11 protein-coding genes are annotated in these 14,814 nt (G+C 66.1%); 9 read left to right on the plus strand and 2 right to left on the minus strand.

What is annotated here, in order from left to right:
• Positions 1-183 precede the first annotated feature (183 nt).
• Both tamB and tamA read right to left on the minus strand, forming a co-directional pair.
• Positions 184-3,957: an autotransporter assembly complex protein TamB gene (tamB, locus tag BN1120_RS17735; RefSeq protein ID WP_042017326.1), complete on the minus strand. Its 3,774-nt coding sequence runs from the start codon at positions 3,955-3,957 to the stop codon at positions 184-186.
• A 76-nt stretch (positions 3,958-4,033) separates the two neighbouring features.
• Positions 4,034-5,809 carry an autotransporter assembly complex protein TamA gene (gene tamA, locus BN1120_RS17740; RefSeq protein WP_042017328.1) on the minus strand — a complete coding sequence of 592 codons (1,776 nt, stop codon included), beginning with the start codon at positions 5,807-5,809 and terminating at the stop codon, positions 4,034-4,036.
• Positions 5,810-6,345: 536 nt separating this feature from the next.
• Between tamA and BN1120_RS17745 the strand changes: the two genes are divergently transcribed.
• The 9 genes from BN1120_RS17745 (at position 6,346) to BN1120_RS17785 (ending at position 14,745) form a co-directional block, all read left to right on the plus strand.
• Positions 6,346-6,741: a hypothetical protein gene (locus BN1120_RS17745; protein WP_042017329.1), complete on the plus strand. Its 396-nt coding sequence runs from the start codon at positions 6,346-6,348 to the stop codon at positions 6,739-6,741.
• A 59-nt stretch (positions 6,742-6,800) separates the two neighbouring features.
• A complete protein-coding gene (locus BN1120_RS17750) occupies positions 6,801-7,079 on the plus strand; it encodes a peptidylprolyl isomerase (protein WP_039039827.1) in 279 nt (92 codons plus the stop codon).
• 127 nt (positions 7,080-7,206) lie between these two features.
• Complete coding sequence (locus BN1120_RS17755) at positions 7,207-7,917, plus strand: DUF1499 domain-containing protein (protein ID WP_042017330.1); 711 nt, start codon at positions 7,207-7,209, stop codon at positions 7,915-7,917.
• On the plus strand, positions 7,907-8,482 hold the full coding sequence (locus BN1120_RS17760) for a carboxymuconolactone decarboxylase family protein (RefSeq protein WP_039039829.1): 576 nt from the start codon (positions 7,907-7,909) through the stop codon (positions 8,480-8,482). The genes BN1120_RS17755 and BN1120_RS17760 overlap by 11 nt, the downstream gene beginning before the upstream one ends.
• Entirely contained in the window at positions 8,479-10,635 is a 2,157-nt protein-coding gene (locus tag BN1120_RS17765; protein ID WP_042017331.1) for an FAD-dependent oxidoreductase, read from the plus strand. Before BN1120_RS17760 ends, BN1120_RS17765 begins: the two co-directional genes overlap by 4 nt.
• A 19-nt stretch (positions 10,636-10,654) precedes the next feature.
• Positions 10,655-11,824: an ABC transporter substrate-binding protein gene (locus BN1120_RS17770; RefSeq protein WP_042017370.1), complete on the plus strand. Its 1,170-nt coding sequence runs from the start codon at positions 10,655-10,657 to the stop codon at positions 11,822-11,824.
• A 6-nt stretch (positions 11,825-11,830) separates the two neighbouring features.
• A complete protein-coding gene (locus BN1120_RS17775; protein ID WP_080768092.1) occupies positions 11,831-13,483 on the plus strand; it encodes an ABC transporter permease family protein in 1,653 nt (550 codons plus the stop codon).
• 4 nt (positions 13,484-13,487) lie between these two features.
• Positions 13,488-14,150 carry an ATP-binding cassette domain-containing protein gene (locus BN1120_RS17780; RefSeq protein WP_042017333.1) on the plus strand — a complete coding sequence of 221 codons (663 nt, stop codon included), beginning with the start codon at positions 13,488-13,490 and terminating at the stop codon, positions 14,148-14,150.
• Positions 14,143-14,745, plus strand: a complete 603-nt coding sequence (locus BN1120_RS17785; protein WP_042017336.1) for a CDP-alcohol phosphatidyltransferase family protein — start codon at positions 14,143-14,145, stop codon at positions 14,743-14,745. The genes BN1120_RS17780 and BN1120_RS17785 overlap by 8 nt, the downstream gene beginning before the upstream one ends.
• The last annotated feature ends 69 nt before the right edge of the window (positions 14,746-14,814 follow it).

Consider the following 14,814-nt stretch of genomic DNA (forward strand, 5'->3'; position numbering starts at 1 on the left):
GTGCCGGGTTTTCGCTTTTCTGCCTTCCACAAATCCCCTTCTTCTACAAAAAAACGGGAGGCCAGGCCTCCCGTCAATATATGCACGCTCTCACCCCGAACCTGCTGGCGACAGCTGTCATCAGCAGGTCGGGCAGAGGGGGATAAACGTCTCCCCAGGCATCTGTCTTGTCATCCGCGCCCCTTACAGGGTGAAGCGATAGAAGATATCCACCGCCTGGGCCACCCCGCTCATGGCCTGCAGATAGAGCCTTGGCATCAGCTCGTAGCGCAGCTTGAATTCGGCGATGGGGCTGAACACCCCGACCCCGTACTGGAACTGCAAGCCGGGCAGCAGGTAGGCCGACAGGGTCACCTGGGTGTCATCGCCACTGCCTGCGGTATCGAGGGCCACGTCGCTCATGCCGAGGGACTCCCCGATGCTGGAGACCACGCCGCTCGCCTGGCTCACGGCCCCCGCCACCAGCAGGCCGTTGAAGCCGCCATCCTCGCCGCTGGTCTGCAATCCCTTGCCCCGCAACAGATAGGAGAGCTGTTCGGACTGCGCCATCTGCGGCTCGGAATAGACGGTGATCTTCGGCTTGGTGGCCGGCCCCGTCACCCGCACCCCGACGGTCACGTTGTCCTCGATGGTATCCGGATCCCGATAGGTCTCGATGTTGAGATAGGGCTGATCGATGGGGCCGGAGAAGAGGATCCGCCCCTCCTTGATGATGAGGTTCTGGCCATAGGCCTTGAAGCGCCCGTCCCTGAGCTCCAGTTGCCCGTTGCCCGAGAGCGGCTTGGAGGGATCCTGGCGAATGTTGAGGGCCCCTCCCACCTTGGTCTTGAGTCCCATGGCTTCGAGGCGGACGTCGTCCCCGAGCCGGATGGCGAGCCTGATCTCCATGGGCAGCGGTGCCGCCTTGGGGACCGGCGGCAGATCGTCGTAGATGACGGTGACGTCATCGGAGACCGCTACCGCGCTGTCTGGCAGGCTCTTGACCAGGATGCGCGACCAGGGGATGTCCACCTGACCGGTCACCCTGGTCTCCTCCCCGAGAGAGATGGCGATGTCAGGTGTCACCCTGACCCGGCCCATGCCCGGGTACTGGGCCTCCAGCTCCTTGCCCTGAATGGTGAGGCTGCCGGTCACGGGCTGCTGGGCCCAGCTCAGCCAGCCCCCCAGCACCAGGGGGCCTTTGCCCACCATCATGGAGCCGTCGAGTTCGGCCCGGTTGCCTTCTATCTTGAGGCGGGTCACCAGCTTGGAGAGGGTCACCATGTCGGAGTGGGTCTGAACCTCCCCCTCCTTCAGGTTCAGCTCGCCATACAGCAGGGGGGCAGCCAGGGTACCGTCGAAGCGGGCATCCGCCGAGATGACCCCTTGCAGGGAGCGCACTTCGGGAATGAGGGGCGCAAAGGTCGCCAGCTTCAGATCGTCAAACCTGAGTTGACCGCCGAGGTTGCCGCGGCCAGCGGGATCCCGGATCAGCAGATCGGTGTCGATGTTGCCTATCTGCTCGGAGGCGAAATCGACCCGGATGGCGGCCTGCTGGCGCTCGAAATCGATCCCGAGCTCGAGGCGCTGGTAGTCGGTCTTGAGTTCGTCGGCGACGAAGGTCCCAGGCGTGGTACGCACGGTGGCATGCAGGGTCGGCTGGTTGCCGCGCCAGCTGGCGCGCCCGTCGGCCGACAGCACCGCCTGCCAGCGGAAATTGTCCGGCAACCAGGGGCGCAGCCGCTTGAGATCAAATTCGTTCAGGGCAAATTCCAGATTGCCCTGGGACTGGGCTATCCGGCTCCCCTTGACGCAGAGACTGGCCTTCTGGGACGCGAGGCAGAGATCCCCCATGGTCAACTGCTGTTTCGGCAGATCCAGGTCCAGAGACCAGGGGGCGGCCAGCGACCAGCGCTTGAGGGGGGTCTTGAGCTTCAGCTCGGCAAGGGCGCCACGCCAGTGGTCACCGCGCAGGCTGCCATTCAGGCTGAGGTCTGCCGCCAGGGGATCCCCCTTCATGGTCAAGGTGAGCCCGTGGCGCTCGAGATCGCCGCTCAGGTTCAGGGCGATTTGCGAGAGCTTGGTCTCCCCCTGCGCCAGGCTCGCCACCGTCACCCCCACCTCACCGGCGGGCTTCTCACCGACCAGGGCGTTGGCCTTGATGACGGTCTCCTTGAGGACGGTGCCCGCGTAGGCGAGTCGGCCCGACACCAGATCGGCATTCACGCGCGGCGCCTGCTGGTTGCCGGTGACGCGCACCTGGCCCTTGATGTCCCCTCCCAGACCCGGGTAGATACCCCCAAGCTTGGGCGCATCCAGATCCGCATCCAGCTTCCAGGCCTGGGTCGTGAGCGAGCCTTTGGCCTGCAGCCGGTTGGGGCCGCTTTGCAGCGCCAGGGCCGGGATGGTCCACTCCATCTTGTCGTTGCCACTGAGCCTGCCCTGCAAGGCCAGAGGATACTGGTTGAGCTTGCCATCCACCTTGAGCTCGGGCAGGGCCAGCTGCCAGTGGCCCGCCTCATCCAGATCGAAACGGCTGGTGATCTTGCCCGCCAGTGCCCCCTTGATCTCGGGCACCAGCTCCGCCGGGTTGATCCCCTTGAATTCGGTCGTCCCCTGCCACTGGACCCCCTTGCTCCAGGCCAGCTTGCCGTCGAGCTTGAGCTCCCCCTTGAGGGCCCCCAGCAGCAGCTCGATACGGCTCAGCTGGTTGAGATCCCCCTTGCCCGAGAGGGCCACCTTGAAGGGGGGCACATCGGTCCCCTTGCCGGCGGTGTTGAGCGCAAACTGGTAACCGGAGAGCTTGCCCTTGGCGCTCAGGGTACCCTTGTCCAGCCGATAGCTGGGCTCATCCTTGGCAGGCTTGTGTAGGGGCCAGGAGAGGCTCTTCCAGTCCAGCGCCAGATCGAAGGGCAGATCCGGGTCGAGGGCCGCAAGGGATCCTTTGAGATTGGCGCCCACCGGCCCCTTGGCCTTGAGTGCCAGCCCAAGCTTGCCCACAGAACCGTCCAGGACGAGATTGACCTGCTCCCCCTTGAGCTCCCCGTCCAGCAGCCCTTGACGCGCCTTGGCATCCAGAGTCAGGGCGAGGGGGTAATCCTCGTGCAGGCGCACCTGACCACTCAAGGTCAGATCCGCCATGGCATGGCGCAAGGAGAGCTCCCGGATGTCGATGCGCTCCTCCTCGGCGGTGGCCGACAGCAAGAGGTTGTCTAGCCCCTCCACCAGCTCACCTTGCTGATAACGGAACGCCGTGGCTTTCAGCCCCTCCAGCTGGATGGGGAAAGGCAGTCGCACCGCCGGCAGCACCATGGGCTCGGGCTTGCTTGCGGCCTGCGTCTTGTCACCGGGGGCAGCCTTGCGCTCGCCGGCCGCCAGGGTGGCGCTTTTCTCATCCGCCGGTTTGGCGCCCTTGTCACTGGCCGCCTCCACCGGGGAGGGTGCCACCACCACGTTCAGGCCATCGAGCACGGGGCCGCGCACGATGAGCCCGGCGCGATCCAGGGCGGCGCCAATGTCCAGATCCTTGAGGGTGATCGTCACGCCGGGCACAGCCACATCGAGATCGGCAACCTTGAGGCTGTCGACCTGGATTTTGAGCGTCAACGGATGCCAGACGAAGGGCTCCGACGGCTCTTCCGGCACCGGCTCGGACTCCGCCACCCGGACCACGGGGCGAGTCACCGCCAGAGACTTGATCCAGAGCTTGCCCTGCAGGAGCTTGCCCAGATCCCAGTCCAGCACGGCCCGCTCCACGGTGACATCCACCAGCTCGTCCTGCCAGCCAACCCCTTCGAAGGTCCAGCCATACCCGAGTTGCCCCGCCACCAGCTCCCCCTTGAGGGAGGGCAGCGCGGCTCTGGCCTGTTGCCACAGCCACTTGTTGCCCTGATGGGTGAAGCCCAACAGGCTGACGCCGATGAGCAGTAGGAAGAAGAGGCCCATGAGCCACAAGAAAATGCGTTTTACCCAGATCACGATGCAGACCCCTGCAAGGAAAGCAGCCGCAGCGGCCAGAAAAGAGAAAGAAGAGGATATGCGCCTGGTTGCCGGGTCATAGTTCCGGCCCCAACGCGAAGTGCAGCCGCAGCGGCTTGTCCTCCTCGGAGATGCCCACCGCCAGATCGAGCCTGACCTGACCGATGGGGGTGACCCAGCGCACCCCGACCCCGGTGCCTATCTTCCAGGCCTCGCTGTAGTCGACGGTGGCGGTCCCGGCGTCCACGAACAGGGCGCCGAGCCACTTCTCGCTGAAGCGGTAGTTGTACTCCAGGCTGCCGACGCTGGCGTAGCGCCCGCCGGTCAGCTTGCCATCGTCCCCCCGTGGCGAAATGGTCTCGTAACCGTAGCCCCGGACCGTCTGATCGCCGCCGGTGAAGAAGCGCAGGGAGGGGGGGACCAGGGAGAAATCATCCCCGACGATGGCCCCCTGTTCGGCCCGCATCAGGAAACGGTGATCTTCGCCCAGGGTGCGCAGCCACTTGCTGCGCCCCCACACCCGCATGAAGCTGATGTCGGACCCCCAGTAGGGGCTCGAGAACTCCATCGTCAGTTGCTGGCGATCCCCCCAATCCGGCACCAGACCGCCGCGCACCCGCAGCCGTGACCAGGAGACGCCGGGGATCAGCAGCAGGCTGTTCCCCTCGTCCTGACCCTGGACGTAGCGCTCGTTCTCCAGGCGCACAAAGACGTCTCTGTCCCAGCTCTCCGGTCGGCGTGTCCAGCGGTGCACCCCGAAGGTGGCCAGATCGGAGCGGGTGTCGTTGTTGTCGGTGTATTGATAGCCCGCCTGCAGGGAGTAGTAATCCCGCAGCGGGTTGCCCACCGGGATCTGGTAGTCGAAGCTGAGCTCCGCTTCCGGCGCCGAGATCTTGGCGGTGCTGGAGAGGCGGTGACCATAGCGGTTCACCCAGGGTTTCTCCCAGGTGGCACTCAGGCGCGGCCCCACGTCCGTGGCATAACCGATACCGGTCTCAATCTCGTGATCGACCCGGTTGGAGAGGGTCACCTGCACCGGCACCCGGTTGCCCTCGGCCTGGCTGATCAGGGGTTTGATGTCCACCTGCTTGAACAGCTTGGTGGAGGAGACATCCTGGGACATCTCCGCCAGACGGATCGCCAGATAGGGATCACCGCTCTTGATGTTGATGAGCGGGCGAATAAGGTGCAGTGCCTCCGGCGTCGCGTCATAGCGGATCTCGCCGAAATGGTAGCGCGGGCCAGAGCGAAACAGGATGTAGATCTCCGCCTTGCCCTGTTCCGGGAAAACCTTGACCTGGCTCTTGCTGATCTTGGCGTCAAAATAGCCGCGGGCCAGCCCCAGACTGCCGAGATCCGCCTTGATGGATTCATATTTGCCGTGGTTGAGGGGATCTCCCTCCTTGAGGGGCAGCTTGTCCAGCAGCTCGCTGTACACCTCGTCGCTCCCCGCATCCCCTTCCAGCAGGATGTCGAGGCGCGAGATGATCACGGGTTCCCCCCGCTCAATCTCGATCACCACCTTGGCGGGCGTCTTCTTGTCGCGGTTCAGGGTGATCTTGGGCTGGTAGTAGCCATAGACCTGCAGCGCCTTCTGTACGCTCTCGGTGATCTTGGCGCGGGCGGGGCGGTACTGGCGTTCCTGGTAGACGGGCAGGGCGTTGAGGTAAGCCTCGACGTTGTCTTTCTGCTCTCCCCTGACCCCCTTGATCTGGTAGGTCAACTTGGCCGCCATGGCGGGCATCGCCATTAGCCAGAGAGCAAGGGCGAGCAGCAAGAGACCGGGCCCGGGGCGACGGGATCGCCCGGATGAAGTGCTCCCGGTGAGAAAAGTAGGATAGCATCCTGTCAAACGTCAGTTTCCCCGAATAACATGATTTAAAGATTGTGTTATTTAGTACGATACCGAGACTCATCCCGGGCGAGTGCCGCTCATCCTAGCATAATCGCGACGGCGAAATCCCACGCTCGGGGCCCCTTTGCGTGCCGCTCTGCCACCCCCGGTGCGGGGATCGCTTCGGCCCAGCAAGGAGCCAGCCGGGTGTGAGGAGCCAAACTGCGCACAATCCGGGCAAGGGGCGAACAAAACGCCACCACCGACCCCGCCACGCCGGATCTCCCCTGGCGGCCTTGGGCTGGCAGCAGGGTCCGGCTCGTCGCGACAACCCTTGTCGGACACCCCGCATCCGGCGGGTTTCGTCAACCCGTCCCCCTCGACTTGCTCCGCGCCCTCTTCCCCATCCTGCCTGCTATTGAACAGGAAAATAAGTTTAAATCAATCACTTGAATAGATGGCACTAAAGCTTCGTTCAATTCAATCGATTTATCCCGCTGCCCCTGCGCTCCTGCCTGTCCCACACTGATCCCAATCATCGCAGGAGAGACCCCATGCACCTACGTAGCGAACAACTGGCTGACTACATCGCCGACCGACTCGAGTTCATCACCTTCCTGGCCTGCTGCAGCGCCCTGCTGGCCCTGCTGACCGGCATGAACGGTCAGCAGGCCCTCGCCTTCACCGCCCTCAATCTGCCCTTTGGCCTGGCCCTGCTGCTGGGCATGGCCCTGCTCGCCCCCCTGCCTGTCCACTGGCGCCTGCCCGGCATAGTCCTGCTGCTGGTTAGCGCAGCTCTGGCCACCCTGCAGATGGGGGGCAACTGGCTCAACCCCCTGGCCATCTGGAGCCTCTATGCCCTGCTGGGGCTGGAGATCCTCTGGCAATCCCGGACCAGGGTCCCCCTGGCCGCCGGCCCCCGGAGCCGGGTCTCGCGCCCGAGGGGCTGACGCGGAGGCGCAATTGCAGTAATCTTGCGCCCCCTTTCCCCTCGCCGAGGAGCATTCCGATGAAAAAAGCCTGTGCCCAGCACATCCTGGTCAAGACCGAGAAACAGTGTCTGGAGATCAAGGAGAAGCTCGCCAAGGGCGCCGACTTCAGCCAGATGGCCAAGCGTTTCTCCACCTGCCCTTCCGGCAAGCGTGGCGGCGATCTGGGAGAGTTCTCCAAGGGGGACATGGTCAAGTCCTTCGACGATGCCGTGTTCAAGGGGGAGCTGCTGACCGTGCTGGGGCCGGTGCGCACCAAGTTCGGCTTCCACCTCATCAAGGTGCTCTATCGCAACTGATCCAGGGCGACGAGGCCATCGGTTCTCTGAGCCGCACGCCCGGGATTGATGATCATTTACTAACGTTATCAGGCAATTAAGTTTATCCTTCTGGGCATAATTCCATCCTGACCCGTGGATCCCTCATATGCACAGCTCTTTGTGGTGGCCGCTGCTGACCTGGCTATTGCCCCTTTGCGGGGCCCTTGGCAGCCGTGCCCATCTCTGGCCCTGGTGGCTCGGCTTCATCCTCTGTCTCGCCAGCGCCCTCCTCAGCCTCGTGCTGCTGCTGCGCCTGCCCTGGCGTTATCGCCGCACCACCAACCTCTGGCCGGATATCTGGGGCATAACTCCCCTGCTGTTGCCCCTGCTGTTTCTCGTCCAGGCGCTGCGCTCCCCCCTCACCAACGACGTCAGCACGGATCCCTACCATCCGCCACGGCTCCAGTGGGCCGAGCAGCTCAGAAGCCCGGAGGATCTCCCGGTCTCCCCCCCGCCCCTGCAACTATTTCCAGGCAACCCCGGTCCTCTCTATACCCGGGCATCCCCGGTCGAAGTGCTCGCGGAAGCCGAGGAACTGATGACGGAGCTCGGCTGGCGGGTGCGCCCGAGCCCGAGCGGCCTCGACGCCGTGGTCACCACCGGCTGGTTCGGGTTTCAGGATGACGTGGCCCTGCGGGTCTTTGCCGGGCCCAAAGAGACCCGTATCGACATGCGCTCCGCCTCGCGCCAGGGGCGCAGCGATCTGGGGGTCAACCGGGCACGGATCATCGATTTCCTGAATCGGTTGAACGAGCGTCTGGGGGGGGCCTACAAGCCCAAGATGGAGAAGCTCAAAGAGGAACAAGATGCGCATTGAGGTCAAACCGGACCGGGCCTATGCCTGGTTCATCCGCCCCTTCTTCTGGCTGCAGAAACGCAACTACGGTCAGGTGCTGATCCCGGGCAAGTGCTGGGGGCGCTCCCCCAGGCTGTTCGCCGCGGTCGCCACCCTCTACGGCGTCATCAACCGCAAGCGCTCCCCCATCGACCCCGTGCTGCGCTCCCTGGTGACGGTGCGGGTCTCCCAGCTCAACTGGTGTCGTTTCTGTGTCGACATCAACGCCATGACCCTCGTCAAGCGGGCAGGCTCCAGCGACAAGGTGGAGGCGCTGGCCCGGTGGCGCGACAGCCCCTTGTTCGACGAGCGGGAGCGGGCCGTGCTGGACTATGCCGAGGCCATGACCGGGCTGGATGGCGTGAGCGACGAGCAGGCCGCCCGCCTCAAGCCCTGGTTCGATGACGACGCCCTGGTGGAGCTCACCGGCCTCATCGCCTTCCAGAACATGTCCGCCAAGTTCAATGCCGCTCTCGACATCGCTCCCCAAGGGTTCTGCCAGTTGCCGGTGCAACCCGAGCGCCCCCTCGACAAGGGGCAGGGATGAACCAGGCACGCCTGCTGCTGTTGCTGGCGATGGGGGCCCTGGTCGGCACCTTCTTTGCCCTCGACCTTGACCACTATCTGAGCCTCACCCAGTTGCAGGCTCATCAGGAGCGCCTGGCCCTTTGGGTCGACCGCCATGTTGTCGCGGCCAGCCTGCTGTTTCTGGTGATCTATGTGCTCACCACCGCCCTCTCCCTGCCGGGGGCGGCCCTGCTCACCCTGGCGGGCAGCGCCGTCTTCGGCATCCTGGGGGGGCTCTTGCTGGTCTCCTTTGCCAGCTCCCTTGGCGCCACCCTGGCCTTTCTCAGCGCCCGCTTCCTGCTGCGGGACTGGGTCGAGACACGCTTTGGCGACAAGCTGGCGAGCGTTCAGGCCGGCATGCAAAAGGAAGGGGCCTTCTATTTGCTGAGCCTGCGCCTCATCCCCCTCTTCCCCTTCTTTCTGGTCAACCTGGTGATGGGGCTCACCCCCATCAGAGTCAGCACCTACTACTGGGTCAGCCAGCTCGGCATGCTGCCGGGCACCCTCGTCTACGTGCTGGCGGGAAGCGAGCTGGCTACCCTCACCAGCACAGGCAACCTCTTCTCCCCCGACCTGCTGGCCGCCCTGACCCTGCTCGGCCTGATGCCCTGGCTGATGCGTGCCTTTCAGCGCCGTCTCGCCCTCTACCGGTTGCACGCCCCCTACCGCAAGCCTGCGCGCTTTGATTACAACCTGCTGGTGATAGGTGCCGGCGCCGGAGGCCTGGTCACCAGCTACATCGCCGCCGCGGTGAAAGCCAGAGTGGCCCTCATCGAGCAGCACAGGATGGGGGGGGATTGCCTCCATACCGGCTGCGTCCCCTCCAAGGCGCTGATCCGAAGCGCCCGCTTCGCCATTGAACAGCGCAAGGCCGGGGAGCTTGGTTTTACCCCGAGCCAGAGCCGCGCCGACTTTGCCGCCGTGATGGCGCGGGTCGCCCGGGTCATCGAGGAGGTCGAACCCCACGACTCGGTGGCGCGCTATGAAGGACTTGGGGTGGAGTGCATCCAGGGGCGGGCGCGAGTCACCTCCCCCTGGGAGGTGGAGGTCAATGGCAAGCGCCTGACCAGCCGTCATATCGTGATCGCCACCGGCGCCCGACCCCGGGTACCCGCACTGCCGGGGCTGGACAGGGTTCCCTACCTCACCTCCGACACTATCTGGCAGCGACTGCGTGAGCCCCCCCGCCATCTGCTGGTGCTGGGAGGAGGCCCCATCGGCTGCGAGCTGGCCCAGAGCCTGGCCCTGCTCGGTATCCCCGTCACCCTGGTGGAGCAAGGCCCTCAGCTGCTGCCCCGGGAAGATAGGGACGTCGCCGGGGCCCTGGCCGCGCAGCTGGAGCACGACGGCGTCACTCTGCACCTCGGCTGGCAGGCTACCTCGGCCGAGTATATGGACGGTAAAGGCACCAACCTGCCCATCCGGCTGTACCTGCGCCGGGGGGACGAGACGCTGGTGGTTGAGGGGGACCAGCTGCTGCTGGCCCTTGGCCGGGAGGCCAACGTCAGCGGTTTCGGGCTGGAGGCGCTGGGGGTTGAACTGGCCCCCGGCGGCACCTTGGCCATCGACGGCTTCCTCGCCACCAACTACCCCAGCATCCTGGCGGTGGGGGACGTTGCCGGCCCCTACCAGTTCACCCATTTTGCCGCCCATCAGGCCTGGTATGCCGCCATCAACGCCCTCTTTGGCCAGTTCAGGCGCTTTCGGGCAGACTACAGGGTCATGCCGGCGGCCACCTATACCAGTCCGGAGATAGCCAGGGTCGGCCTCAACCAGAAAGAGGCTCGGGCCCGAGGCATCCCCTTCGAGTCGACCCGCTTCGAGATGGCCGAGCTGGACAGAGCCATCGCCGACGGCGAGTCAGGGGGCTTTGTCGAGGTGCTGACGGTGCCGGGCCGTGACAGGATACTCGGGGCCACCATAGTGGGTGCTCACGCCGGCGAGCGGATCGCCGAGTTTGCCCTCGCCATGCGCCACCGCCTGGGACTTGGCAAGATCCTCGCCACCGTTCACCCCTACCCCACCCTGATGGAGGGGAACAAGTACGTGGCTGGCGCCTGGCGCCGTGCCCGCCAGCCCGGGCGCCTGCTGGCGCTGCTGGCCCGTTATCACCGCTGGCGCCGCGGCGCCTGACTCTGACGAGGCAACCATCATGTTCACGACCCGACTTCGCGCCCTGCTCCGTCCCCTGATGGCCGCTGTCCCCCTGCTGCTGGCCTCCCCGCTCCACGCCAATGACGCATCGTGGCAGCAGACCCTGCTGGCCGCCAGGGGACAAACTGTCTACTTCAACGCCTGGGGGGGCAGCCCCGAGATCAACGCCTACCTGGTGTGGGCCAGGCAGGAGATCGCTCGCCAGTACCAGGTCGAGCTGGTGCAGGTGAAGGTGGATGACATCGCCCAGAGCGTGAGCCAGTTGCTGGCCGGCAAGCAGGCTGGCAAGACGTCGAACGGCCCCATCGACCTGCTCTGGGTCAACGGCGAGAACTTCAAGGCGCTCAAGGAGCAGGGGCTGCTGGGGGCCCCCTTTACCGACGAGCTGCCCAACATGGCCCTGGTGGACACCGCCCTGCCGGTGAGTGAAGACTTCACCGTGCCGGTCGAGGGGCTGGAGGCCCCCTGGGGCATAGGCCAGCTCAATCTGATGGTGGATGGCGACCAGGTAGACGCACCTCCCACCTCGGCGGCCGCCCTGCTGGCCTGGGCCAAGGCTCACCCCGGCCGCTTCACCTACCCCAAGCCTCCCCAGTTTCACGGCTCTAGCTTTCTCAAGCAGATCCTGCTGGAGCTGACACCAGATCCGGCGCCCCTCTACCGGGAGGCGACCGATGCCGACTTCCTTCGCGTCACCGCCCCTCTCTGGGCCTGGCTCGACCAGCTTCACCCCGCGCTCTGGCGAAAGGGCAGGCTCTTCCCCACCGGCGCCGCCGAGACCAGGCAGTTGCTCGATGACGGCGAGCTGGCCATGGCCATCAGCTTCAACCCGGGGGAAGCCCAGAGTTCGGTGCAAAACGGCACCCTGCCCCCCACCGTCCATGCCATCGCCATGGAGAAAGGGGCGCTCACCAACAGCCATTTCCTCGCCATCCCCTTCAATGCCTCCGCCCGGGCCGGGGCCAAGGTGGTGGTCAACTTCCTGCTGAGCCCCGCCGCCCAGGCGCGCAAGAGCGACCCCGCCTTCTGGGGGGATCCCAGCGTGCTGCGCCAGGAGGCGCTGCCAGGCCAGACCCGTCCGGCATTGCGCTTCAAGGGGGTGGCAGAGCCCCACCCCAGCTGGCAGACCCGGCTGGAAGCGGCCTGGGCCGAGCGCTACGGCCACTGATCCATCATGCAGGCGCGCGCCCCTCTTCTCCTCCTGCTGCCCTTTTTGATGCTGGGAGCCCTGCTGCTGGGGATCCCGCTCGTCGGGGGTATGCTGTTGCTGGTCATCGAGGGGCTCACCCCCGCCAATCTATCCCTCTTGCTCCCCCAGCCCGGACTCTGGCACTCCGCAGGGTTGAGCCTCTGGGTGGCGGGGGCCTCCACTCTGGGGGCCCTCGGCGCCACCGCCCTGCTGCTCGCCCAGGGGGACGGGCGTCCCTGGATGCGCTGGCTGCGCCGCCTGCTCTCCCCCCTGCTGGCGCTTCCCCACGTCGCCTTTGCCATCGGCATCGCCTTTCTGCTCGCTCCCTCCGGCTGGCTGCTGCGCCTCGTCGCCCCCCTGCTTGACCTCACCCATCAGCCCCCGGACTGGCAAACCCTCAAGGATCCCTGGGGGCTTGGCCTCATCGTGGTGCTCATCCTCAAGGAGACTCCCTTCCTGCTGCTGATGGCGCTGGCGGCACTGGATCCCGCCAAGGTGGCGCGCCAGCAGTGGCTGGGGGCCAGCCTCGGCTTCAGTGCCCCCCGGATCTGGTGGCGCCTGCTGCTGCCCGCCCTCTGGCCCGCCCTGCGACTGCCCCTCTACGCGGTGGCCGCCTATGGTCTGGCGGTGGTGGATCTCGCCCTGCTGCTGGGGCCGGATGCCCCGCCGCCCCTGGCGGTGCGACTCTGGCTCTGGTATCAGGATGCCGACCCTGCCTGGCGCGGCGCCAGTGCCAGCGGCGCCCTCTTGCTGCTCGCCCTCAACCTGCTGCTGCTTGGCGTCCTCAGGCTGCTGGAGCGGACCCACCTCACCCTCGGCAAGGCACGCTGGCTGGATGGGCGACGCGCCCCCGCCTCGCCCTGGCCCGCATTCATTGCCCGCATCGGCGTGTGGGGGCTGCTCCTGACCAATCTGCTGGTGCTCGCCGCCCTGCTGCTCTGGTCCCTGACCCGGCGCTGGTCCTTTCCCGCCCTCTGGCCGAGCGAATGGAGCAGCCACCACTGGCTGGCTCTGCTGCCGAGCCTGGGCCCGCTGCTGTGGCAGAGTCTGTGGCTGGCCCTGCTCTGCGCCGCGCTCTCCCTGCTGCTGGCGGTGCTCTGCCTCGAGGCGTTGCCTGCGCGCAGCGCCACACGCACCCTCTGGCTTGTCTGCCTGCCTCTGCTGCTGCCCCAGGCCAGCCTGCTGTTTGGATTGCGCCTTCAGACCGACGGGCTGGGATTCACTGGCATAGGCCCTGGCTGGGTACTCTGGAGCCAGTTGATCTTCGTCTTTCCATACGTCTATCTCTGCCTGCACGGCCCCTATCGCCAGTTCGACGAGCGCCTCACCCGGGTGGCCCTCACGCTCGGGGCCAGTCCCTGGGGGGCCTGGTGGCGAGTCAAGGGCCCCCTGCTCGCCCGTCCCCTGTTGTTCGCCTTCGGTGTCGGGGCGGCGGTGAGCCTGGCCCAATACCTGCCGACCCTGCTGTTCGGGGGCGGGCGGGTCATCACCATCACCACGGAAGCGGTGGCCATCGGCAGCGGCCTCAACCGGCGGCTGGCGGGGCTCTACGGCCTGCTGCAACTGCTGTTGCCCCTTTTCATCTATGCCCTGGCGCTCTGGCTGCCGCGGCGCATCAACCCCGCCCTGAGGCCCTGACCCGATGCTGCACACCTCCGCACTCACCCTCTTCCTCGACGGCGCCCCCCTGCTGACGCTCCCTCCCCTCAGGGTGGCCCCGGGCGAGGTGCTCACCCTGATGGGACCGAGCGGCTGTGGCAAGAGCTCCCTGCTGGCGGCCCTGGCGGGAGTGCTGCCACCCGGGGGGCCCATCCTGCTGACCGGGGACATCCTGCTCGGCACACATCGCCTCACCCTGCTCCCCCCCCGGGAGAGGGGCGTCGGCATCCTGTTTCAGGATGACCTGCTGTTTGCCCACCTGACGGTGGCAGAAAATCTGATGTTCGGCATGCCGGCGCATCTCAAGGGGATGGCGTCAAGGCAGACCCGGGCCCGCGAGGCGCTGGCCGAGGTCGGGCTGGAGGCTCAGGCGGACAAGCTGCCCGGGGCGCTCTCCGGCGGCCAGAAAGCCCGCGTCAGCCTGCTGCGTGCCCTGCTGGCCGAGCCCAGGGCATTGCTGCTGGACGAGCCCTTCTCCCGCCTCGACAAGCCGCTGAGGGCCGCCTTTCGCGAACTGGTGTTCGCGCAGATCAAGGCACTGGCCATCCCCGCCCTGCTGGTGACCCACGACGAAGAGGATGCGCCGGGCACCATCTTGCAACTGATCCCCCCAGCCAGCCCCGAAGAGGAGCACCACCTTGTTTGATCGCCACCTGATCCCGGTTATCCGCCGCCCCCTCGCCGCACTCGCCCGCCCCCTGTGCCGGGCCGGGGTGAGCGCCAACCAGGTGAGCCTCGCCGGCTTTCTCATCGGCATGCTGGCGCTGCCGCTGCTGGCCTTTGGCTGCTATCAGTGGGCGTTGGCGGCGATTCTGCTCAACCGGCTGCTGGACGGGCTGGATGGCGCCGTGGCGCGGGATACGGGCATCACCGACTGCGGCGGGTTTCTCGACATCACGCTGGATTTCATCTTCTACGCCGCCGTGGTGCTGGGCTTTGCCCTCGCCGACCCGGTCAACGCCCTGGCCGCCGCCACCCTGCTGTTCGCCTTCATGGGCACGGGATCGAGCTTTCTGGCCTTTGCCATCATGGCGGGCAAACGGGGCATCGAGAGCCCCGTCTACCACCACAAATCCCTCTACTATCTGGGCGGGCTCACCGAGGGGAGCGAAACCATCGCCCTCTTCGTGCTCATGTGCCTCTGGCCCGCCGCCTTCGTGCCACTGGCCTACGGTTTCGCCCTGCTCTGTGCCATCACGACCCTGACCCGGATCTGGAGCGGCTACCACACCCTGCGCTGACGGGATCCCGGGGGGCACGCCGGCACGGAGCACTTGCGCCTGCACGCCAATGTTTTACCATGACGGCAC

Origin of the sequence: Aeromonas caviae (assembly GCF_000819785.1) — a bacterium.
Classification (GTDB): domain Bacteria; phylum Pseudomonadota; class Gammaproteobacteria; order Enterobacterales; family Aeromonadaceae; genus Aeromonas; species Aeromonas caviae.